This window comes from Streptomyces sp. NPDC053076 (genome assembly GCF_044546845.1).
Lineage (GTDB): Bacteria > Actinomycetota > Actinomycetes > Streptomycetales > Streptomycetaceae > Streptomyces.
In genome coordinates this window covers 298,256-320,904 of sequence record NZ_JBITZL010000005.1, presented here as the reverse complement: position 1 = coordinate 320,904, position 22,649 = coordinate 298,256, and the positions used below count along the sequence as shown (strand labels likewise).

Annotated in this window: 19 protein-coding genes and 1 pseudogene; 11 read left to right on the top strand and 9 right to left on the bottom strand. The window is 72.6% G+C overall.

Going from position 1 to position 22,649, the window contains the following annotated elements; translation table 11 throughout:
- Nucleotides 1-125 precede the first annotated feature (125 nt).
- Complete coding sequence (locus tag ACIGYR_RS22785) at nt 126-1,001, bottom strand: 3-hydroxybutyryl-CoA dehydrogenase (protein WP_391844533.1); 876 nt, start codon at nt 999-1,001, stop codon at nt 126-128.
- 170 nt (nt 1,002-1,171) lie between these two features.
- Between ACIGYR_RS22785 and ACIGYR_RS22780 the strand changes: the two genes are divergently transcribed.
- Nucleotides 1,172-2,476, top strand: coding sequence for a glycoside hydrolase family 10 protein (locus tag ACIGYR_RS22780; protein ID WP_399600931.1), 1,305 nt, complete (start codon nt 1,172-1,174; stop codon nt 2,474-2,476).
- Here ACIGYR_RS22780 and ACIGYR_RS22775 read toward each other — a convergent pair whose 3' ends face one another.
- Nucleotides 2,477-2,674, bottom strand: a complete 198-nt coding sequence (locus ACIGYR_RS22775; protein WP_391844537.1) for a DUF1918 domain-containing protein — start codon at nt 2,672-2,674, stop codon at nt 2,477-2,479.
- A 19-nt stretch (nt 2,675-2,693) separates the two neighbouring features.
- Nucleotides 2,694-2,967, bottom strand: a pseudogene (locus tag ACIGYR_RS22770) (EamA family transporter); the annotation flags it as partial.
- A 93-nt stretch (nt 2,968-3,060) separates the two neighbouring features.
- On the opposite strand from ACIGYR_RS22770, the gene ACIGYR_RS22765 reads away from it, so the two are divergent.
- Entirely contained in the window at nt 3,061-3,480 is a 420-nt protein-coding gene (locus tag ACIGYR_RS22765; RefSeq protein ID WP_399601354.1) for a GNAT family N-acetyltransferase, read from the top strand.
- Between the two features lie 69 nt (nt 3,481-3,549).
- Entirely contained in the window at nt 3,550-4,143 is a 594-nt protein-coding gene (locus tag ACIGYR_RS22760; protein ID WP_399600928.1) for a histidine phosphatase family protein, read from the top strand.
- Here ACIGYR_RS22760 and ACIGYR_RS22755 read toward each other — a convergent pair.
- Nucleotides 4,125-4,613, bottom strand: coding sequence for a DUF6314 family protein (locus tag ACIGYR_RS22755; protein ID WP_399600925.1), 489 nt, complete (start codon nt 4,611-4,613; stop codon nt 4,125-4,127). The genes ACIGYR_RS22760 and ACIGYR_RS22755 overlap by 19 nt on opposite strands.
- An 83-nt stretch (nt 4,614-4,696) precedes the next feature.
- Nucleotides 4,697-5,143 (bottom strand): carboxymuconolactone decarboxylase family protein, encoded by a 447-nt coding sequence (locus ACIGYR_RS22750; RefSeq protein WP_399600922.1) that lies wholly within the window; start codon nt 5,141-5,143, stop codon nt 4,697-4,699.
- A gap of 392 nt (nt 5,144-5,535) precedes the next feature.
- Between ACIGYR_RS22750 and ACIGYR_RS22745 the strand changes: the two genes are divergently transcribed.
- The 8 genes from ACIGYR_RS22745 to ACIGYR_RS22710 are packed head-to-tail and all read left to right on the top strand — an operon-like array spanning nt 5,536 to nt 14,331.
- Nucleotides 5,536-8,085, top strand: a complete 2,550-nt coding sequence (locus tag ACIGYR_RS22745) for a YfhO family protein (RefSeq protein WP_399600919.1) — start codon at nt 5,536-5,538, stop codon at nt 8,083-8,085.
- A gap of 21 nt (nt 8,086-8,106) precedes the next feature.
- Nucleotides 8,107-9,057, top strand: a complete 951-nt coding sequence (locus ACIGYR_RS22740) for a glycosyltransferase family 2 protein (RefSeq protein WP_399600916.1) — start codon at nt 8,107-8,109, stop codon at nt 9,055-9,057.
- Nucleotides 9,057-9,437, top strand: a complete 381-nt coding sequence (locus tag ACIGYR_RS22735) for a GtrA family protein (protein WP_399600913.1) — start codon at nt 9,057-9,059, stop codon at nt 9,435-9,437. Before ACIGYR_RS22740 ends, ACIGYR_RS22735 begins: the two co-directional genes overlap by 1 nt.
- Before the next feature lie 45 nt (nt 9,438-9,482).
- A complete protein-coding gene (gene argC, locus ACIGYR_RS22730; RefSeq protein WP_391844552.1) occupies nt 9,483-10,511 on the top strand; it encodes an N-acetyl-gamma-glutamyl-phosphate reductase in 1,029 nt (342 codons plus the stop codon).
- Complete coding sequence (gene argJ, locus ACIGYR_RS22725) at nt 10,508-11,659, top strand: bifunctional glutamate N-acetyltransferase/amino-acid acetyltransferase ArgJ (protein WP_391844554.1); 1,152 nt, start codon at nt 10,508-10,510, stop codon at nt 11,657-11,659. The genes argC and argJ overlap by 4 nt, the downstream gene beginning before the upstream one ends.
- Nucleotides 11,656-12,582 (top strand): acetylglutamate kinase, encoded by a 927-nt coding sequence (argB, locus tag ACIGYR_RS22720; RefSeq protein WP_399600910.1) that lies wholly within the window; start codon nt 11,656-11,658, stop codon nt 12,580-12,582. The genes argJ and argB overlap by 4 nt, the downstream gene beginning before the upstream one ends.
- Nucleotides 12,579-13,778, top strand: coding sequence for an acetylornithine transaminase (locus ACIGYR_RS22715; RefSeq protein WP_399600907.1), 1,200 nt, complete (start codon nt 12,579-12,581; stop codon nt 13,776-13,778). The genes argB and ACIGYR_RS22715 overlap by 4 nt, the downstream gene beginning before the upstream one ends.
- Before the next feature lie 7 nt (nt 13,779-13,785).
- Nucleotides 13,786-14,331 (top strand): arginine repressor, encoded by a 546-nt coding sequence (locus ACIGYR_RS22710; protein ID WP_391844559.1) that lies wholly within the window; start codon nt 13,786-13,788, stop codon nt 14,329-14,331.
- Between the two features lie 230 nt (nt 14,332-14,561).
- Here the strand turns inward: ACIGYR_RS22710 and ACIGYR_RS22705 are convergent, their stop codons facing one another.
- From ACIGYR_RS22705 to ACIGYR_RS22690, 4 genes are all read right to left on the bottom strand, one after another.
- On the bottom strand, nt 14,562-15,365 hold the full coding sequence (locus ACIGYR_RS22705) for an FAD:protein FMN transferase (protein WP_391844561.1): 804 nt from the start codon (nt 15,363-15,365) through the stop codon (nt 14,562-14,564).
- Nucleotides 15,358-16,152 (bottom strand): FMN-binding protein, encoded by a 795-nt coding sequence (locus ACIGYR_RS22700; RefSeq protein WP_399600902.1) that lies wholly within the window; start codon nt 16,150-16,152, stop codon nt 15,358-15,360. Before ACIGYR_RS22700 ends, ACIGYR_RS22705 begins: the two co-directional genes overlap by 8 nt.
- A 17-nt stretch (nt 16,153-16,169) precedes the next feature.
- Nucleotides 16,170-17,552, bottom strand: a complete 1,383-nt coding sequence (locus tag ACIGYR_RS22695; protein WP_391844565.1) for a ferric reductase-like transmembrane domain-containing protein — start codon at nt 17,550-17,552, stop codon at nt 16,170-16,172.
- A 109-nt stretch (nt 17,553-17,661) separates the two neighbouring features.
- Nucleotides 17,662-22,644, bottom strand: coding sequence for a caspase family protein (locus tag ACIGYR_RS22690; protein ID WP_399600899.1), 4,983 nt, complete (start codon nt 22,642-22,644; stop codon nt 17,662-17,664).
- Nucleotides 22,645-22,649: the final 5 nt, after the last annotated feature.

Here is a 22,649-nt window from a genome sequence, read left to right as displayed (position 1 = left end):
CGCCAGGTGGGCGCGTGGGGAGCGTGTGCGAAGGGCATATGCGTGCCCGTCGCGCACACGGTGTGTGAAACAGATGGGCCCGGCACCCACATGAGTGCCGGGCCCGCAGGCGTCGCTCTTGGTAATCAGCCGTAGGTGTAGAAGCCCGAGCCGGACTTCCGGCCGAGCCGGCCCGCCTCCACCATGCGCTGGAGCAGCGGGGGAGCGGCGTACAGCGGCTCCTTGTACTCGGCGTACATCGAGTTGGCGATGGAGACGATGGTGTCCAGGCCGATCAGGTCGGACAGCTTCAGCGGACCCATCGGGTGGGCGCAGCCCATCTCCATGCCGTTGTCGATGTCCTCACGGCTGGCGATGCCCGACTCGAACATCCGGATCGCGGACAGCAGGTAGGGCACCAGCAGCGCGTTCACCACGAACCCGGAACGGTCCTGAGCGCGGATGGCGTGTTTCCCGAGCACCTTCTCGGCGAAGACCTGGGCGCGGCTGAGGGTGCCCTCGGAGGTGGTGAGCGCCGGGATCAGCTCGACCAGCTGCTGCACCGGGGCCGGGTTGAAGAAGTGGATGCCGACGACGTGGTCCGGCCGGGAGGTGGTCACCGCCAGCTTCACCAGCGGGATCGAGGAGGTGTTGGAGGCCAGGATCGCGTCCGGTCGGGTCACCACCTGGTCGAGCACCTGGAAGATCTCGGTCTTCACCTGCTCGTTCTCGACGACGGCCTCGATCACCAGGTCCCGGTCGGCGAACTCGCCGAGGTCGGTGGTGAAGCTCAGCCGCGCCTGGGTCTCGTCCCGCTCCGCCTCGGTGATCTTGCCCCGTTCGGCGGCCTTGGCCAGGGAGTTGAACAGCCGGGTACGGCCGATCTCCAAAGCCTCGCCGGTGGTCTCGGCGACCTTCACGTCCAGTCCCGCGCGGGCGCACACCTCGGCGATGCCCGCGCCCATCTGGCCGCAGCCCACGACTCCGACGCGCGCAATGTCTCCCCCTGGGATGCCCGTCACATCGTCCCCTTCGCTGGTCGTCCGGCTCGCTGGCAGACCTCCGGGTTCGGCGTCTGCTCCGATCGTGCACGTTACCGCCAAGTATCGATGATCGATCGCCCGGGTGGGGGCATCCTGGAGCGCCTAACGATCCGTGATGGAGCGGATCCGGAGCGTACGGGGAGGTGCAGATGGGGCGCATGTCGCGGCGGGCCTTCGCGCTGGCCGCACTGTCCACGCTGGTCACGGCGCCGGGCGCCGGCTCGGCCCCGGGAGGGACGGCCGGGGGCGCCGGCCTCACCCCGGCCGCGGCCGGGGACGGCGCAAGAGGTCAGCAGGCGGCGGGACCCGGTCGGGCGCCCCGCGCGAGCGCGGAGATGCGGGGCGTGTGGATCGCGACCGTCCTCAACCGGGACTGGCCCTCGCGGCCCGGCCGTACGGCGGCCGGGCAGCGCAAGGAGCTGATCGCCCACCTCGACCGCGCCGTCCGTGACCGGCTCAACACGGTGATCCTCCAGGTGCGGCCCACGGCCGACGCGCTGTGGCCCTCGCCGTACGAGCCCTGGTCCGAGTACCTGACCGGCACGCAGGGCAGGAACCCGGGCTGGGACCCGCTCGGCACGGCCGTCACGGAGGCCCACGCCCGGGGCCTGCGGCTGCACGCCTGGTTCAACCCGTACCGGATCGCCCACCACACCGATCCCAGCCGGCTGGCCGCCGCGCACCCGGCCCGCAAGCACCCCGCCTGGGCGGTGCCGTACGGCGGCCGGCTGTACTACAACCCCGGCCTGCCCGAGGTCCGCGCCTTCGTGCAGCAGGCGATGCTGGACGCGGTCGCCCGGTACCCGGTCGACGCCGTCCACTTCGACGACTACTTCTATCCCTATCCGGTGGCCGGGCAGACCTTCGACGACGACGACGCCTACGACCGTTACGGCGGGGCCTTCCCCGGCCGGGCGGCGTGGCGCCGGGACAACGTCGACACGCTGGTGCGGGAGATGGCCGCCGGCGTCCGGCGGGTGCGGCCCGGCACCCGGTTCGGGATCAGTCCTTTCGGGGTGTGGCGCAACGCGACGACCGACTCGCGCGGCTCCGACACCCGGGCGGGCATCGAGACGTACGACGATCTGTACGCGGACACCCGCAAGTGGGTGCGCGAGCACTGGATCGACTACCTCGTTCCGCAGCTGTACTGGCACATCGGCAACGCCGCCGCCGACTACGCCGAGCTCGTGGCGTGGTGGGCGGAGGTCGCCAAGGGCTCCAAGACCCACCTGTACGTCGGCGAGGCCCTGTACCGGGCGGGCGCCGCGGGACAGCCCGCGGCCTGGCAGGACCCGGTCGAGCTGTCCCGGCACCTCACCCTCGCCGCCAGGTGTCCCGAGGTGCGCGGGCATGTGTTCTTCGCCGCGAAGGACCTGGCGGCCGATCCCGCCGGGGCGATGGCACGGGTGGTCGCCGACCACTACCGGGAGCCGGCGAAACCACCGCGGTGACTACCGGTGCTGTTCTTCGCCGTGCCTGACCTGGCAGTCGGGCCCGGGGGACATGATCGTCTCGTGCCCGTTCTCGGACCGGACGCGGTACGGCGGATTGCCCTCGGTGCCGAGTACTTCGACGACCTCCACGACATGGTCGTGCTGGCCGACCACTCTGCCGTGCACGACCAGACGGTCGCCCTTGGATGCATGCATCTGCCGGCCCTCCTCACGTTCACGACCGCTGTGTGACGGCTATGCGGACCAGGACGGCGACGGCGGTCAGGGGAGCGGCCGCCGTGAGGTGCTCGCCCAGCAGCAGCGCCGACGACACCAGTGTGAGCAGGGGCTGAGCCGACTGCAACTGGCTGGCCCGCGGGACACCGAGGAACGCCATCCCGGGGCACCGGGCGGCCCCAGGAACTGCGGGACGAGGGCACCCGCAGCAGGCCGGCGATGCCGGGCCCGGTGAGGTGCACCGGCTCGTGGGCCGGCGCCACTCCGGCGGCGCGTGCGACGAGGTATTGCGAAATCGGGTCGCGCCACAGCGGCCGGGCCTGTGAGGATCACCGGATGAGTGACGCGCCCGCCCTCCCCGAGGGATACGAGTTCTCCGCCGATCCCGCCCGTGTCGACGCCGACCGGGTGCACGGCTGGCTGTCGGCCGAGGCGTACTGGGCGATCGGCCGCCCCCGGGAGAAGCACGAGCGGGCGATGGCGTCCTCGCTGAACTTCGGGGTCTACGCGACGGCGACCGGGGAGCAGGTGGCGTACGCGCGCGTGGTCACCGACCATGCGCTGTTCGCCTGGCTCGCCGATGTGTACGTCGATCCTTGCGCGGCAAGGGCCTCGGCACGGCCTTCGTCGGCCTCGTCCGCGACCACCTGGCGCCCCTCGGCCTGCGGCGGCTGGCCCTGGTGACCGAGGACGCGCACGGTGTCTACGAGAAGCTGGGTTTCCGGCCGCTCGACCGGCCCGAACGGTGGATGGTCCATACCTTCGGGCGAACGGCCGGTGAGTGATCGCACGCCGTCCGTAACCGGCGGGCGGCACCCCTTGACCTGCCTGCCGGTACGGCTCACCATCACCGCATGCCACTGAGGGTGACGTTCGTCGCCGCCGCGCGCAGCGCCCAGCTGCCGGCGGAGCGCTTCGAGGACGACCGGCCGCTGGACCAGGCCGGCTGGGACGAGGTGCAGCGCGTCGCCGGGGATCTGCTGCCGCTCGCCGCGGCCGAACTGCGCTACTGCTCGCCGACCCCGCGCAGCCGGGCCACGGGCGACGCGCTGGGGTACGCCCCGCTGGTCCAGCTCGCCCTGCGGGACTGCGACATGGGCCGCTGGCGCGGGCTGACGCTGGGTGAGGCGATGGCCCGCGAGCCGCAGGCGGTGGACTCCTGGCTCGCCGACCCGCGGTCCGCGCCGCACGGCGGCGAGCCCCTGCTGGCGTTCATCTCCCGGGTCGGCGGCTGGCTGGACACGCGGCCGGTGGACGACGGCGGCCGGATCCTCGCGGTGGCCGAGCCCTCGGTGATCCGGGCGGCCCTGGTCTACGCCCTGAGGGTGCCTCCCACGGCGTACTGGAACCTGGACGTCCGCCCGCTCTCCACCACGACCGTCACCGGCCGCTCCGGCCGCTGGAACCTCCGCTTCGACGGGGTACGTGCTCAGTCCTCGCGTACGTAGTCGGTGGTGAGGAGGAGGTCCTTCGCCGGGCCGCCGACCCGCCACACCGTGCGCCAGTGGCCGGCGTCCCGCACGGTGAACTCGCCCCGGTAGAAGTCGGCCGCACAGGGATGCTCGGCGACGTACCGGCCCGTGGCCAGGTCCAGCTCGTGGAAGGGCCGCCCGTCCGCGAACCGCACGACCGCCCGGCTGGGCGCCGGGCCCGGCAGGAAGCGCAGCGTGCGGGTGGCCGGCCGCGCCACGCCCTGCCAGGTGAAGATCCCGGACTCCTCGTGCAGCAGCCCGCCGCCGTCCAGCGGGCCGAAGACGGTCACCCCCGTGAAGTGCCCCTCGTGCCCGCCCGCGAGATCCCGCACGTCGCGCTCCACCCGCCAGCGTCCGGCCAGGTGCGCGAACACGTCGGGTACCGGCCGGTACTCGTCCGCCGCCGCGCCCTTCGCCGTCGGTGGCCGCCCCGTTGACGTGCTCATACCCCTTCCCCTCCTGTCGTTCGACGTGCTGACAGAGGTTCGATTCCTACACCCTTCCGGCGGACTCCGTCACGTTCCCCGGATCAAGCGGGAGCGGCCGGAGGCTCCTGCGCGGGCTGCTGTCCGAGCGGCAGCAGCCCACGCTCGGCGAAGACCTTCTTCGCCACGAACGTGGCGTTCAGGGCCTTCGGGAAACCGCAGTAGCCCGCCGCGTGCAGCAACGCCTCCACGATCTCCTCGGGCGTGAGCCCCACGTTCAGCGCCGCCTCGACGTGCACTTCCAGCTGGGGCTCGCAGCCGCCGAGCGCGGTCAGCATCCCCAGGGTGACCAGCTGGCGGTCCCGCGGCGCGAGCCCGGGCCGGGCGTAGATCTCGCCGAAGCCCCAGGCCACGATCTGGTGCCCCATCTCGGGACTGATGTCGGCGAGCGAGTCGACGACCCGCCGCCCCGCCTCGCCGTCGACGGACCGCAGTACCTCCAGTCCGCGGGCGAAACGTTCCTCACGCGTGGTGCTCCGCTCATCGCTCATGACAGAAACCGTATTGCTCAGGACGGGACCGCAGGAGCCGGAACGCTCTCCCGGTCGGGCGCGGCGCGCTGCCGGTCGGGCGTGGCGCCTCCACGCCCGGAAGTCCTCCTGGGCCCCAGGCGGACCGCGAGGCCGGTTCACCTTGAGAACACCGACCGGAAATCCAGTGTTTTCCGGTCGGCCATGAAATTCACCCGGTGTTTCCCGTACCAGGAGGAAGTTGCGTCACTTCCCGGTGCGCACACAACCATCCGGAAACGCTCTCCGTCTAAGTCGGCGAATAGATGGGGGACACATTCTGTGAGGACCGCCGAAATGCACCGCAGTACTCCGCCAGGCGCACGGGGCATTGCCCACGGGAACGCGGGGCGGCACCCGGACGGGAACAGGGCGTGAAAGCGATATCCCGGCCGCGGCAGGCCGCCGCCCTGCTCGCCGCCGCCGTCACGGTCGTCGCCCTCTGCGCCGGTGACGTACTCGCCCGCTGCTATCCGTTCGGTCCCCGCACCCGCAGCGTCAACGACCTCGGCAACCAGTTCGTGCCCTTCCACGCCCACCTGTGGGACCTGCTGCACGGCCGGGCCGAGGGTGGCCTCTACATCAACTGGCAGTCGGGCTACGGCTCCAGCTTCCTGCCCGACCTCGGCACCTACCTCGGCAGCCCGTTCGCCCTGCTGGTCGCGCTCTTCCCCCGGGACGACATCGACCTCGCGGTGTACGTCATCACCGTCCTGAAGATCGCCTCCGCCGCCGCGGCCATGGCCTGGCTGCTCCTCACCCTGCGTCCCGGCCGCTGGTGGGCGGCCGGGTCGCTCGGTGCCTCCTACGCGCTGTGCGGCTGGACCCTCGCCGACGCCGACTACAACCCCATGTGGCTCGACGGGCTGATCGCCCTGCCCCTGCTCTGCCTGGTCGGCGAGTGGGTCCTCACCGGACGCCGGCGCCTGCCCGGGATCCTGATCGTCGCCCTCGCCTGGACCGCCAACTTCTACACCGCCTACATGGCCACCCTCGGCGCCGCCCTGGTGCTGCTGCTCCGGCTCGTGCTCACCCGACCACCCCGCCGGCAGGCCCTCGCGACGGCGGGCCGGGCCGTGCTCACCGTCGCCCTCGGCGTGGGCCTCGCCGCCCCGCTGGTCACGGTCGTCTACTTCGGCACCCGGCACGCCTACCCGGGCCGGGTGAGCACGTTCAGCCCGGTACCGGCCGAGGACGTGCTGGCCCGGCTGCTGCCGACGGCGTACGGCTGGGGCTCGCCGGCCCTCTACGTCGGCACCACCGCGCTGTTGTCGGCCCTCGCGCTGCCCTTCCACCGAGCGGTCCCCGGCCGGGTCCGGGCCGGCTGGACGGCCCTGGTGCTCGCGGCGGCCCTGTCCCTCCAGTGGGCCCCCACGCACCTGGTCTGGCACGCGTTCGCCACGCCGCAGGGCAGCCCCTACCGGCAGACCTTCGTGGTCTGCGGGCTGCTCGTCATCGCCGCCTGGCAGGCACTGTCGTACGGCCCGCTCGACCTGCGGGCCCTCGGCCTGGCGGCGGCGCTGCTGGCCCTGATCACCGCCCTCGCCGGCCGCAGCGACGCGGTCAGGTTCTTCACCTGGCCCGTACTGCTGCTCGCCGTCGCCGGGACGCTGGCCGGGCTCGTCCTGCCGGCCCGAGCCCGGCGCCGCGGCGGACTCGCCGGGCTGGCCGTCGTACTCCTGCTCGGCGCGCAGATCGGGGAGAGTGCCGCGACCTCGGCCGTGGCCACCCGGCTGCGCCTCGCGCACATGGACGACTACGCGCCCTGGGGCGAGCGGCAGGAACGGCAGTCGGCACTGATCGCCGAGGCCGGCGACTGGCCCCGGTACCGCACCGACCCCGGCCGCGAGCAGACCGTCGGCAACGACCCGCTGCTGGTGGGCGGCCAGGGCGCCCAGTACTACAGCTCCCTCACCTCCGACGTCCTCAGCCGCACCCTGACCGCACTCGGCGACGGCTGGACCTCGCGCGGACGGAGCGTGCAGAGCCTGGACAACGCCGTCACGGACGTGATCTTCTCCGTCGGCGCCCGGGTGCACTCCCCGCCGGACCAGCACCAACGGCACGCGCCGCCGGCCGAGCGCCCCATGAGCGTGACCCGGCGGGACGTACCGCCCCTGGTGACGGTGCGGCCCGCCCCGGACACCCGCCCCTTCGGCACCTCGCCCTACCGCAACCAGGAGACGCTGCTCGGCAGCCGCGTCTACACCGTGCCCCGCGTCGCCGTGCGGGACGACTCCGGCAAGCCGATCCCGACGCGCCGCGTCGGCTCCGGGAACGCCCTGACCCGGCCGACGATCACCGCCCGGTGCCCGGCGGGGACCCAGGTCAACCTGTGGGCCGCGCACTACGCGGGTAAGGCCCGGCTCGCCGGCGGCCCCACCGCCTACTTCAACTCCAGGGCCTCGCGCAACCGCGCGGCCGTGGCACCGCTCGGCACGGCGCCCGCCTCCGGGCTGGTGCGGATCCGGCTGACCCCGGCCCGGCCCGGCGACATCCCGCCCGACGCGATCGGCTGCCTGGACACCCACCGGCTGCGCACCGCCGCCGCGCACCTCAAGGCCACCGGCGCCACCGACGTCACCGTCTCCGACGGCACCGTCCGCGCCCGGCTGCCCGCCGGGAGCAAGGGGATCGCGGTCCTCGCCGCGCCCCGGATCGCCGGCTGGCGGTGCGCGACGGGCGACGGACCGGCCCGCCCGGCGGGGGACTACCACGGCCTCATCGCCGTTCCCCTCGACACCGCCTCGACCAGCCTGACCTGCACCTTCCATCCACCCGGCCTGCGGTTGGGGGCGGCGATCGGGGCCGGCTCCCTGCTGACCCTCGTCCTGCTGACCGTCCTGACCGCCGTCCGCCGCCGGCGCGCCCAGGCGCCGCCCACGACCACATCACCGCGCGAGCGCGTGACCGCCGCGCTCTGACCGCGCCCAGGGGGGCCCATCATGCTGATATCGATCGTCGCGCCCTGCTACAACGAAGAGGACGTCGTCGCCCGCTTCCACGAGGAGGTCCAGAAGGTCGCCGATGAGCTGCTGCCCCTCGGCCACGACATGGAGTTCGTGTACGTGGACGACGGCAGCCGGGACCGTACGCTCACCGTCCTGAAACGGATGGCGGACGGTGATCCCCGGGTGCGCTATGTCTCCTTCAGCCGCAACTTCGGCAAGGAGGCGGCCCTGCTCGCCGGCCTGCGGCACGCCTCGGGCGACTCGGTGATCGTCATGGACGCCGACCTCCAGCACCCGCCGCGGCTGATCCAGCGGATGGTCGAGCTGCGCGAGCAGGGCTACGACCAGGTCATCGCCAAGCGCACCCGCACCGGCGACCGGCTCACCCGGACCTTCACCGCCCGCCTGTACTACCGGCTCGTCAACCGGCTGGTCGACGTCGAACTCGTCGACGGGGTGGGGGACTTCCGGCTGATGTCACGCCGGGTGGTGGACGCCGTGCTGGGCCTGACCGAGTACAACCGCTTCTCCAAGGGGCTGTTCGCCTGGGTGGGCTTCCCGAGCACCACCTTCGAGTACCGGAACGCCGTGCGCGAGGCCGGCCGCAGCTCCTGGAACCTGCGCGGCCTGCTCAACTACGGCCTCGACGGCCTGCTGTCCTTCAACAACCGCCCGCTGCGCGCCGCGCTCTGGCTCGGCGTGGGTCTGCTGCTGTGCGCGGGCCTCTACACCGCCTGGATCGTGGGCGCCGCGCTCGTCAACGGCGTCCAGACCCCCGGCTATGTGACCATCATCACCGCCGTCACCGCCCTCGCGGGCGTTCAGATGGTCATGCTGGGTGTCATCGGGGAGTACACCGGCCGCATCTACTACGAGGTGAAGGGGCGCCCGCACTTCCTGGTGAAGGCGACCAACGTGGAACGGACGAAAGATCTCATCCCCTGATGCGGCAGATTCTGGCCTTCGCGGCGGTCGGCGTGGTCAACACGGCGACCTACTACTTTCTTTACCTTCTCTTTCTCACGGCTTTTCCCTATCTGGTCGCGCACGTCCTGGCATTTGCGCTCAGCATGATCGGATCCTTTTTCCTGAACGCACGCTTCACCTATCGGACGCGGCCCACCTGGCGGAAATTCCTGTTGTTTCCGCTGACGAACCTCTCGAACTTCGTGATCACGACGGCGGGGGTGTACCTGATCGTCGACGTCCTGCACGCGGGCAGCCGCTTCGCCCCGCTGCTCGCCTCCGCCGCGGCCATCCCGGTCACCTTCGTGGTGTCCCGCTGGGTGATGCTCCCCAGGGCCGAGAGCGAGACGATTGCATAAACGTGCAGCGATACGTATAGTCATGCCATCCAGAGGAGGGTGGACATGGCAGTACGTGCGGCGGTGGCCGGAGCGAGCGGATACGCGGGCGGAGAGCTCCTGCGCCTGCTCCTCGCGCACCCGGAGGTCGAGATCGGTGCCCTGACCGCGAACAGCAACGCCGGACAGCGGCTCGGCGCGCTCCAGCCGCACCTGCTGCCGCTGGCCGACCGTGTGCTGGCGGAGACCACGCCCGAGGTCCTCGCCGGGCACGACGTGGTCTTCCTGGCGCTGCCGCACGGACAGTCCGCCGCCGTCGCCGAGCAGCTCGGCCCCGATGTCCTCGTGGTCGACATGGGCGCCGACTTCCGGCTGAAGGACCCGGCCGACTGGGAGGCGTTCTACGGCTCCCCGCACGCCGGCACCTGGCCCTACGGCCTCCCCGAACTTCCGGGCGCCCGCTCCGCGCTGGAGGGGTCCAAGCGCATCGCGGTGCCCGGTTGCTACCCCACCGCCGTCTCCCTCGCCCTGTTCCCGGCGTACGCGGCCGGCCTGGCCGAGCCCGAGGCGGTGATCGTCGCCGCGTCCGGCACCTCCGGCGCGGGCAAGGCACCCAAGCCGCATCTGCTCGGCAGCGAGGTCATGGGCTCCATGTCGCCGTACGGCGTGGGCGGCGGCCACCGGCACACCCCCGAGATGATCCAGAACCTCAGCGCGGCGGCGGGGGAGCGGGTCTCCGTCTCCTTCACGCCGACGCTCGCGCCGATGCCGCGCGGCATCCTGGCCACGTGCAGCGCGACCGCCGTCGCCGGGGTGACGGCGGACTCCGTCCGCGCCGCCTACGACAAGGTCTACGCCGACGAGCCGTTCGTCCGTCTGCTCCCCGAGGGCCAGTGGCCCGCCACGGCGTCCGTCCACGGTTCCAACGCCGTTCAGGTGCAGGTCGCGTACGACGCCGCCGTGGGACGCATCATCGCGATCAGCGCCATCGACAACCTGACCAAGGGCACCGCGGGCGGTGCCGTCCAGAGCATGAACCTCGCCCTGGGTCTCCCCGAGACCACCGGGCTTTCCACGATCGGAGTCGCACCGTGAGCGTCACGGCAGCCAAGGGATTCACGGCGGCGGGCATCGCCGCCGGGATCAAGGAGAACGGCAACCCCGACCTGGCCCTCGTGGTCAACGACGGGCCCCGTCGTGCCGCCGCCGGCGTCTTCACCTCCAACCGTGTGAAGGCCGCGCCGGTGCTCTGGTCCGAGCAGGTCCTGGCAAGCGGCCAGGTCTCGGCCGTCGTCCTCAACTCCGGCGGTGCCAACGCCTGTACCGGTCCCAAGGGCTTCCAGGACACCCACGCCACCGCCGAGAAGGTGGCCGAAGTGCTCGGCCGGGGCGCCATCGAGGTCGCCGTCTGCTCCACCGGGCTGATCGGCGTCCTGCTGCCCATGGACAAGCTGCTCCCGGGCATCGAGACGGCCGCCGCCCAGCTGTCCGAGCACGGCGGCGAGAAGGCCGCCATCGCCATCAAGACCACGGACACCGTGCACAAGACGTCCGTGGTCACCGGGGAAGGCTGGACCGTCGGCGGCATGGCCAAGGGCGCGGGCATGCTCGCGCCGGGCCTCGCCACCATGCTGGTCGTCCTCACCACCGACGCGGAGCTGGACGGCGAGGTGCTGGACCGGGCCCTGCGCGCCGCCACCAAGGTCACCTTCGACCGTGTCGACTCCGACGGCTGCATGTCCACCAACGACACCGTCCTGCTGCTCGCCTCCGGCGCCTCCGGCATCACCCCGGAGTACGACGAGTTCGCCGAGGCCGTACGGCGGGTCTGCGCCGACCTCGGCCGCCAGCTCATCGGCGACGCCGAGGGCGCCGGCAAGGACATCCAGGTCGAGGTGATCAACGCGGCGAGCGAGGAGGACGCCGTCGAGGTGGGCCGCTCCATCGCCCGCAACAACCTCCTCAAGTGCGCCATCCACGGCGAGGACCCCAACTGGGGCCGCGTGCTCTCCGCGATCGGCACCACCCGGGCCGCCTTCGAGCCGGACCAGCTCAACGTCGCCATCAACGGTGTCTGGGTCTGCAAGAACGGCTCCGTGGGCGAGGACCGCGAGCTGGTCGACATGCGCTACCGCGAGGTCCACATCGTCGCCGACCTCGCGGCCGGCACCGAGACCGCGACCATCTGGACCAACGACCTGACCGCCGACTACGTCCACGAGAACAGCGCCTACTCCTCATGACCGACTCCAGCACAAGCGGTACGACGCGCAAACACACAGCCCTGCCCAAGGCGCAGATCCTCATCGAGGCGCTGCCCTGGCTGACCCGGCACCACGGCAAGATCGTCGTCATCAAGTTCGGCGGCAACGCCATGGTGAACGAGGACCTGAAGGCCGCCTTCGCGCAGGATGTCGTCTTCCTGCGGCACGCCGGCCTCAAGCCGGTCGTCGTGCACGGCGGCGGCCCGCAGATCAGCGCCGCCCTCGACAAGCACGGCATCGTCAGCGAGTTCAGGGCGGGCCTGCGCGTCACCACCGAGGACGCCATGGACGTCGTACGGATGGTGCTCGCCGGGCACGTGCAGCGCGAACTGGTCGGCCTGCTCAACCAGCACGGCCCGTTCGCGGTCGGCCTCACCGGCGAGGACGCGCACACCATCACCGCCACCAAGCACACCCCCGAGATCGACGGGGAACGGATCGACATCGGACGGGTCGGCGAGATCACCGCCATCGACACGGGCGCGATCGAGGCTCTGCTGGCCGACGGCCGCATCCCGGTCGTCTCCTCGGTCGCCCGCTCCCAGGACGACGGACATGTCTACAACGTCAATGCTGATACGGCGGCTGCGGCACTCGCTGCGGCACTGGGCGCCGAAACCCTCATGGTCCTCACCGACGTCGAGGGCCTCTACGAGGACTGGCCGAACTCCGACGAGGTGATCAGCCGCCTCACCGCGTCCCAACTGGAGAAACTCCTGCCGGAACTGAGCTCCGGCATGGTGCCGAAGATGGAGGGCTGCCTGCACGCCGTGCGAGGCGGTGTGACGACCGCCCGGGTCATCGACGGCCGGGTCCAGCACTCGATCCTGCTGGAGATCTTCACCGACGAAGGCATCGGCACGATGGTCGTGCCCGACGAGCACGAGGGGGACGCGCAGTGACCGGCAACCAGGAGTTGACCCAGCGGTGGCAGGGCGCCCTCATGAACAACTACGGCACCCCGCGCCTGCCCCTCGTCCGGGGCGAGGGCACCAGGGTGTGGGACGCCGAGGGCCGGGAGTACCTGGACTTCGTCGGCGGCATCGCCACCAACGCGCTCGGCCACGCCCACCCCGCCGTCGTGGAGGCCGTGAGCCGGCAGATCGCCTCCCTCGGCCACATCTCCAACTTCTTCATGGCCGAGCCCACCGTCGCCCTCGCCGAACGGCTCCTGTCGCTCTTCGGCCGGGAGGGCCGGGTCTTCTTCTGCAACTCCGGCGCCGAGGCGAACGAGGCCGCCTTCAAGATCGGCCGGCTCACCGGGCGCACCCGCATGGTCGCCGCCGACGGCGGCTTCCACGGCCGTACGATGGGCGCCCTCGCGCTCACCGGCCAGCCCGCCAAGCAGGACCCCTTCCGGCCGCTGCCCGGAGAGGTCACCCACGTCCCCTACGGTGACGCGCAGGCGCTGGCCGCCGCCGTCACCGAGGAGACGGCGCTCGTGGTCATCGAGCCGGTCCAGGGCGAGAACGGCGTGGTCGTACCCCCGGCCGGCTACCTCAAGGCGGCCCGCGCGATCACCGCCGCCACCGGCGCGCTGCTCGTCCTGGACGAGGTGCAGACGGGCATCGGCCGGACCGGGACCTGGTTCGAGTACCAGGCCCACGAGGGCGTGCTGCCCGACGTCGTCACCCTCGCCAAGCAGCTGGGCGGCGGACTCCCGCTCGGCGCGACCGTGGCCTTCGGCCGGGCCGCCGAACTGCTCGGGCCCGGCCACCACGGGACCACCTTCGGCGGCAACCCCGTCGCCTGCGCCGCCGGGCTCGCCGTCCTCGACACCATCGAGGGCGAGGGCCTGCTGGACAACGTCAAGCGGCAGAACGAGAGGTTGCGGGAGGGAATCGAGGCCCTGAACCACCCGTTGATCGATTATGTCCGGGGCGCGGGCCTGCTCCTGGGTATCGTGCTCACCGGGCCGCGCGCGCCACAGGTGCAGCAGGCGGCCCAGGAGGCCGGGTTCCTGGTGAACGCGCCCGCCCCTGACGTCGTGCGGCTCATGCCGCCGCTGAATCTCCGCGACGACGAGGCGGGTGCGCTGCTCCGGGCGCTGCCCGGCATCCTCGACGCAGTCGACGGGGACGGACGATCCGGAGAATGAGACGACGATGAGCGAGGCGCAGGAGCACGAGCAGGCCATGGGGGCCGGGCCCGCCGTACCGCAGACCCGCACCGCACGGCACCGCCGGATCGTGGACATCCTCAACCGGCAGCCGGTGCGGTCGCAGAGCCAGCTGGCGAAGCTGCTCGCCGACGACGGGCTGAGCGTCACGCAGGCGACGCTCAGCCGGGATCTCGACGAGCTGAACGCGGTGAAGATCCGCAACACCGACGGCGACCTGATCTACGCGGTGCCGAGCGAGGGCGGATTCCGTACGCCCCGGGCCCCGCTCGGGGGGTCGGCGAAAGAGGAGCGGATGCGGCGCCTGTCGCAGGAGCTGCTGATCTCCGCCGAGGCTTCGGCGAACCTGGTGGTCCTGCGGACTCCGCCCGGGGCCGCCCAGTTCCTGGCCTCCGCCATCGACCAGGCGGAGCTGCACGACATCCTGGGCACGATCGCCGGCGACGACACGTTGCTGCTGATCAGCCGGGAGCCCAGCGGGGGGCAGGCGCTGGCCGACCACTTGCTGCGGCTGGCCCAGAACGGCCACTGACGCCGCCGGCGGTACGACGGCTGAGGGGATGGCGGGGGCGGCTGGTCGGGTGCGGGTGTGTGGGGGCCGGTCGCGCCGTTCCCCGCGCCCCTTTGGGGTGCCGTTTGGGTGGAGTCGGGTGCGGGTTCGGGGTGGTCGGTCGCGTCGTTCCCCGCGCCCCTTCGGGGGTGCCGTTCGGGGTTCGGTGTGGCTGGTCCTGTGGGTTCCTGTGGTGCTCGGGGCGCTGCATGTCAGCCGAGGCGTGCTGCCAGCCCCCCGGTGCACCGCACCTCGTCCCCGGCCGTGATCAGCAGGGCCTCCACGTCCGGCAGGGACTCCAGCCAGGCGAGTCCCGCCCGCGAACCCATCGCGAACGCCGCCGTGGCCCAGCAGTCCGCCCACGTCAGTCGGGGTCCCACCACGGTCACGGCCAGCAGGTCCGTCACCGCGGGGCGACCGGTGCGCGGATCCACGATGTGCGTTCCCCGCTCCGCCGTACCGGACGTGGCCACCGCCAGCTCCTGCGTGCCCGCCGCAGAGAACACCGCCGCCAGCCCGCCGGGCCGGAGCGGATCGGCCACCCCCACCCGCCAGGCCCGGTGGGGATCCGGAGCACCCAGCAGCTGCACGTCACCGCCCCCGTTGACGCTGACGCCGTGCACCCCCTCGACCTTCAGGATCGCCCGCGCCGCCCGTTCGGCCGCCCAGCCCTTGACGATGCCGGTGGGGTCCAGCGAGCCCTGGTACCGCGTACTGAACCACCCCTCGCTCACCCGCTCCGCCTCCGCCGCCAGTTCCAGCACATCGGCCACCTCGGGAGCGCACCGGGCGACACTCAACTCCCCCCGCGCCAGCCGCGACACCTCGCTGTCCTCGCGGTACGTGCTGAAGACCGCGTCCGCCCGGTGCAGCCCGGCGACGGCGTCGGCGAGCGCCGCCCGTACCGCGGCCGGCTCCCCGCCGCGGACGTCGAAGGAGAAGACCGTCCCCATGACCTCCTCCGCGTGACGCACCGCGGCGGGTGCCTTCGCCGGCTCGGTCACCGTGTCAGCCACCGGCCTGGTCCAGGGCCGACTGCAACGACTGCCGGTAGCCGGTACTGGTGTAGGTGGCTCCGGAGACGGCGTCGATGTCCGCGCTCCCCGCCGCCACCGCCTCCTGGTTGAGCCTGGGCACGGCGAGCTGGGTCTTCTGGTCGCTGAGGCCGCCCTTGGGCGCCTGGACGGCCTCCGCCTGGGTGATCTTCCCGTCGCTGACGGTGATCCGCACCTGGACCGGCCCGTACTGGGTCCGCGCCGTCTCCCCGGTGACCGTACGCGCCCGCGCCGAGCCGGAGGAGCCCCCGGCGGAGCCGGACGTACCCGCGTGCGAACCGGAGGAACCCGAAGCCGCCGGCTTCACCTTGTCGAGCGCGGACTGAAGCGACTTCTTGTAGCCCTCGCTCGTGTACGTCGCCCCGGAGACGGCGTCGATGTCCGCGCTCCCCGCCGCCACCGCCTCCTGGTTGAGCCTGGGCACGGCGAGCTGGGTCTTCTGGTCGCTGAGGCCGCCCTTGGGCGCCTGGACGGCCTCCGCCTCGGTGATCTTGCCCTCGCGCACGGTCAGCCGTACCTGCACGGCCCCGTACTGCGTCTGCGCCGCGTCACCGGTCACCGTGCCGGAGCCGGCGGCGGCCTGGGCACCGCCCTGCGGCGACTCCTGCCCCGCCGCCGTCCGCTGCGGGGCCGCGCCCGCCGCCGCTGCCGGGTCCGACGCCGGCTTCAGCGACAGCAGCAGCACGACACCGGACACGGTCGCGGCGGTGGCCAGCACGACCCGTCGGACGGGTTGGCTCTTCCTCATCGCTTTCGCAGCTCCGCTCACATCTCGAACGATTCGTGGTGGATACGGCGGGCGGGAACCCCCGCCCCGCGCAGTGCCTCGTACACCGACTGCGCGAACCCGGGCGGGCCGCACATGAAGACGTCGTGCCGGTCGATGTCCGGGACCTTCCGCTGGAGGTTCTCCGCGGAGATGTCCGGACGTTCGCCCTCCGGGCTGTTCACGGCGTACATCAGCCGGGCACCCCGCTCCTCGGCGATCGCCGCCAGCTCGTCCCACAGTGCCAGGTCCTGGGTGGTGTTCGCCCGGTAGAGGAGGGTGATGTCACCGGCCGCCCCCGGCAGCGTCTCGAACAGCGCGCGCATCGGCGTGATGCCCACCCCGCCCGCGACCAGCAGCACCTTGCCGCGGCTGCGGCGCTGCGCGGTGAGCGCGCCGTACGGGCCCTCCGCCCACACCGGGGTCCCGGGCGTCAGCTCCCGCAGCCGGGCGCTGTGGTCGCCGATCGCCTTCACCGTGATCCGCAGCATGCCGGGGCGCGGAGCGGCCGACAGGGAGTACGGGTGCGAGCTGAAGCGCATCCCCGGCGCGAGGAAGCGCCAGCGGAAGAACTGGCCCGCCTCCGCGCCCATCCGGTGCAGCTTCCGCCCGCCGATCAGCACCGAGACGATGCCGGGCGTCTCCTCGACGACCGCCTCGACGCGCATGCGGTGCCGCAGGTTCAGCCGGATCGGGGTCAGGACGCGGTACCAGACGACCAGCGCGGTGACCGCGCCGTACAGGCCGTACCAGAAGGTCTTGGCGGCGGGCTCGACGGCGAAGTCGTTGCCGGTGGTGATCTGGTGCCAGAACGTCAGGAACACCGCCGCGTACGTCAGCAGGTGCACGTGGTACCAGGCGTCGTACGGCAGCCGGCGGCGGACCGGCCCGACCGACGTGAGCCCGATGACCACGAACAGACCGGTGCCGATCGCCGCCTTCCCCATGTCCGGCAGCTGCTCGACGGAGTCGATCGTCTGCTGGACGACGTCGCCGAGCGACTTGCCGGCCTGGCGTGCGTACCCCCACATGGTGAGGAAGACGTGCGCCACGATCAGGCTGAGCGTGTACCGGCCGCTCATCGCGTGCCAGCGGGCCACCCGGTCGGAGCCGACCCGCCGCTCCAGCGCCGGGACGCGCGCCATCTGCAACACGACCAGCGCCATCAGATAGCCCGCCAGCAGGCCGGTGATCCGGCCCGCGTTGAGGATCCGGCCGGTGTCGTCGGCGATGGAGGGGGTGTTGTGCCACCACAGCCACAGCACGGCCGCCGCGCCCGCCCAGACGGCGAGCAGCAGCGGGACGGCCGGGGATCGGCGCGGGCGGATGCGGCGCATCGTCTGACGGCGGGCGGCACGTCCGCCTGCGAGCGTGGTGGTCACGGTTCCTCCGGGGTCTTGGCCCTTGGCCCTCAGATACGTGTGCCGCCACGGGAGCGTTCAGCGCCCTGCGGAGCCGGACGCGAACGGGAGTGACCGTCGGTAACGCCGGTCACAGCTCCAGCCGGAAGAAGCCGGCGTACAAGGCCAGCCGCTCCCGCGCCCAGCCCTCGCTCTCACCGACCGCATGCGCGGCGAACCGTAGGTGTTCCGCCTCCACCCGTCCGTGGAGCGCCGGGAGCGCGCCGTCCACGTCCCGGGACAGCAGGATGAGGTCCTGCCAGAGCGGGAGGACGTCGGGCACGGCGTCCGACGGGAGGTCCGGGGGCGGCTCGAAGGGGAGGTAGGGGGCGATGCGCCGCCAGGTCCGGGCGACGGGCTCGCCCAGCCGGCCGGCCAGGCTGACCAGGTCCAGGGGGCAGAGCGGGTCCCCGCGTTCGGAGACGCGGTGCCCGGCCCCGAGGGCAAGGACGTCCGCCGGGTCGGGCACCGCGGACGGCAGCCGTGCCACGTCCCGCGGCGACAGGCCGGGGACGAGGGCGCCGAGTTCCCTGAACGGGGCGAGGCGCTGGTAGGCCCCTCCGACGCCGGAACGCCGGGAGCGGGCGTAGACCGCGAGGGCCTGACCCGTGAGGGGGGCCCAACGAGGCGACTCGAACCAGTCGTCGTCCTCGTAGGCGACCCCCCGGTCGAGCAGCGCGTCGCGTTCGTGCGGCCCCGGACGGAAGTCCCGCAGTCCGGCCGGGAGGCCGGGGACGCCGATACCGAACCGCTGCGCCTCTCGCCGGGCGGTTGCCCAGACGTCGGCCAGGGATGTCTTCAGGTTGACGCTCGACGCGAAGAGCACCTCCGCCGTGGGCAGGACCGGGTAGTCGACACCCGGCCAGGACAGGTCGGCAGCGGAGAACGCGGCACGGCTGGGCATCGGCATGGTGCCCCAGGCCCCGAGCAGCTCGCCCGCCACGGCAGGCAGGTCGACACCCGCCCCGCGCAACTCGTCGGCGGCGATGACGGCAGCAGGGATGCCCTGTGGCGGTTGGACGTAGGCCAGGTCGCGAAGGCTCAGGCCCTCTTCGAGGTACAGGCCCGCCGACTGCGCCCTGCGGACGATGGCCGCCGTCGACGGGCTCGGCACCAGGCGATGCGCCTGCGAGCCACCCTGGTGGTGCCGTCGGTGGGTCAGACCGAGTGACTCCGACCAACGGCCCAGTTCCCGCTCGGCGCTGTCCAGCGAGTCGTGCAGGTCGGCCGCCAGGGCGAAGGCCGCTCCCCAGGGCACCGTGAGTCCCCCGGACGTGTCGGGCACGCAGAACTCCCGCAGCACTGCCAGGACGGCGGGCGGCACAGTGGCCCACCGCCCGACGTCGTCCACGTCCGGCACGGTCCAGCCCAGCCACGTGAAACGCGCGAGCCGGTCGATGGCCTCCGCGGGGTCGATGCCGAGGGCCCGCGCCACCGCGAGCACGTCCCACGGCCGCCGCGTCGGACGCCACCCCGACAGCTCGTCCTGGACATACAGAAGCGCCAGGTCGTTCCCGTCGCAGACATGGTCCTTGTGGTGCGGTGGCACGGACGGCACCGGCGCCGTCAGGAAGGGCCGGTAGCGCGAGCACCTCTCGACGAGCTGCCCCAACGTCAGGCGGCCGAGGGACGCGCGCACGATGCCGCCGAGGTCGTCAGCGGGATGGATGTAGTCGTTGTGCCCCCGCAACCTCCATTCGCCCCTGGTCGCGGGGACGCTCAGCAGCGCTTCCACGAGGTACAGGTCGAACACGTTCGGCTTCCAGTCCAGGTCTCCTGCCTGTACGGGCGGAGGACCCAGCCGGGGGTGGGCCAGGCGCAGGGCGCGGCGGACCCGCAGAACGTCGAGAACCGTCGCGTCCAGCTCGTGGGCGACCGCGACGAGCGAGCGCCAGTCCTCGGGCCGTACCGGGTAGGGCCAGTTGCTGTCCCAGCCCTCCGGTCCGTCCTTCGCGGCGCCCGACCACCCTGGCCCCGGGACCGCGAATCCGGCCAGCGCGGCAGGAGGGGCAGCGGACGGCCGGGACGGCTGTTGCCGTCGCAGAACCGCTCTGCGCCACGGCGCCGTCAGCCGACGCAGTTCCGCACTCGGGGACGAGTTACCGGTTCTGCCCAGGTCCTCGTCCAACTGGTACCAGCCGACCGCATCCAGGTCCACGGCCGGGTCCCCCGGTGCCTGCCGCACGGTGACCCCCTTGCCGCGCCACTGTCCCCACAGCACCCGGGCGGTGGCAAGACTCTCCCGCTCCAGCCGCCACAGCCACGGCATGCTCAGCCCCGGCCACGAGGCGAGCGCCGGCGCGCCGCGCGCCCACTGCTCCCGCTCCCAGGCCCGGTCGTACGCCTTGAGCTGCTTGCGGCTCAGGCTCAGCTCGCCCGCGTGCGGACCGGTCAGATTGAGGACGTAGCCGAAGGGCCGCTGGTCGGTCGCGATGCCGTCGCACAGGACGGCACCCTCCCCGTCGACCCACCACAGCACCGCCGGCACGCCCTCCACGAAGGCCCTCTCGCCGCCCTCGGAGGTGTACTGCAGCAGGCCCGGTTCCCAGCGGTGCCCCCGCCCGGAGCCGTCCCGCACCTCCAGTTCGTACTCGCTCATCAGAACCAGCCGGCGCAGCGTCGCCACCGCCGACAGCCCGGCCCGCAGGACCGAGTCCCGCAGGTACAGCCGGATGCGGGTGCCGCCCTCCAGGTGGCTGTCGCCCGCGTCCTCGTGCACCTGGATCCGGAAGAGGTTCGCGCTGCCGGGGATCTCCACCCGCAGCGCCTTCGGCCCCGGTATCCCGTCGACGCCCACCGGCCGGGTGACGACCGTCATCTCCTCGGCGAGCATGAAGTAGCTGAACACCCCGATGCCGAACCGGCTGTTGGGATACAGCCGCAGCGAGGGGTCCTGCCGGTGCCAGTCCGCCTGCTCCTTGCGGAACGCACGGGACTGCTCGAACCGGCGCCCCGCCATGGTGAACGTGCTCCGGAGCTGCTCCAGGCCCATGCCCACGCCGTTGTCCCGGCACTCCACGTACCGGCCGCGCTCGTCCTCGCCCTCGACGATCGTGATCCGCCCCGTCCAGGGGCCGGGCCGGTCGCCCCTGGCCTGCAGATAGCGGCCCCGCATCGCGCGGTAGCGGCAGGCGTCCATGGCGTTCTGGTACAGCTCGCGCAGTGCCAGGGCCGGCTCGCCGTCGTAGAGACGCTCACCCATCAGCAGCTCGCGCACCTCCGTCTGGGCGAGCTGGAAGCGCAGCAGAGGGACGTCGTACGCCCTGCGGCCCCGCTCCTCCACGGGACGCAGGCCCCGGTCCGTGACGCGCGACGGCACCCCGGACAGCACGGCGGAACGGGACGGCGGCAGGCGGCGCGCCGACTCCCGCAGGGCGCGCGCGAGTTCGTCGGCACGCTCGGCCACCTGAGCGAGGGCCGCGTGCAGCGCGGGGTGCCGGCAGGCCGCGTCCAAATGCAGCTCCCCTTCGGCGGTGCGCCAGTGCACCGCGCGCGCCGCGTGCACCGCCTCCTGCGGGAGGACCGGGTCGAAGACCGCGAGATGCTCGGCGAAGACCTCGGGCAGCCGGCGCGCGTCCAGGGCCAGGGACGAGGCCAGGTGCAGCAGCGCGGCCAGCTCGGCCGACCGCAGCGACTGCCGCCCGCCGCCGGGCACGGGGAACTCCAGATCCTGGCCGTCGGCCGCGGGGCCGCCCAGGGTGATGCCGGCGGCGATGGCGCACAGGGCCCGGGACAGCTCGGCCGTAGGGTGCTCGCTCTCGCCGCGGCCCAGGAACACGGCGGCGAGCCCGGACGACCCGGCCTCCGGCACGGGCTCCTCGGCCGTCTCGAACAGCTCGGCGATCCAGCGGTGCACCAGCCACAGCGCCACGCCGTGCGCGTCGTCGAGGCGGTCGTCGTCCACGCACCGGGACACCTTCCGCGCGATGTGCGGGTGACCGGCGGCCACCTGCTCGTAGTGCCGTCGCCAGGCGTCGGCGTCCTCCTGCCGCCCCACCGAGTACGCGGAGATCTCGGCCGCGTGACTGAACCGCCCGGCCCAGGCGGATTCGTGCAGGAAGGGCGCCGCGACCAGTGCCGCCGCCTCCAGTGCGGACAGGGACACCGTCTTCGGCAGCAGGTCCGGCAGCCGGTCACGCAGCAGCCGTACGGGGAAGTCGTCGTCGGCCCACGGGTCCGGCATGCGCTCCTGCACCCGGTGGACGGTGACCGCGCAGTCCTCGACGAGCCGTGTCAGCGCCTCCTTGAGCCGTGGCACGCAGCCCGCCTCCTCCGGGGGCACCCGCTCCCACAGGGTGGTCTCCGCCACCGCCTCCCGCCACGCCTCCAGCAGCCGGCGCCCCTCGCAGACGACCGTGGCCCGCGCCTCGTCGCCCAGTTCACCGCCGTAGTAGATCTGCGGCTCCTGCTGCTCGCCCAGCAGCCGGCGGGCCGAGCGCATGGCGTGCCGCCGGGCCGTGTCGAACACCTCCTGCACGGTGCGCGCCACGGTCATCGGCCCGAACGCCTCGGCCAGCCCCGTGGTGAAGAAGCTGCCCTCCGCGGTGTAGCCGGCGCGCTGGCCCGCCCGGCCGGCGGTCAGTACGGCGAACCGCCCCTCGGGCTGACCCCGCAGAACGCTGCTGCCGAAGACGGTCGTGGTGTCGGCGTGCTGGTCGCGGCACGCGTCGATCAGCCACAGCACCGTCCGCGCCGGGCAGTCGGCCAGGTACGGGCTGATGTCGGCGGGCAGCAGGGACTCCAGGTACGAGGGCCGCCAGCCGTCGCCGTCCTGCGGGGCACGGGCGTCGGACGGTACGAGGTAGTCGGTGGCGCCGATGCGCAGCCCGTGCCCGGAGAAGTGCAGCAGCAGGGTTCCGTCGGCCGGGACGCCGCGGGCGACCTCGTCGATCCGGGTGACGATCTCCGCGCGGGTCGCGTCGTACAGCGTCTCCACCACGTACCCGGAGGCCGTGAGGGAGGCGGCCAGCAGCCGCTGGTCCGCGCGGACCGGATCCTCCAGCGGGTCGAACCGGTGGCCGGCGTCCGGTGTGCTGCCCACCCCGATCAGCAGGGCGGTGCGTGTGGTGGTCATCCCGT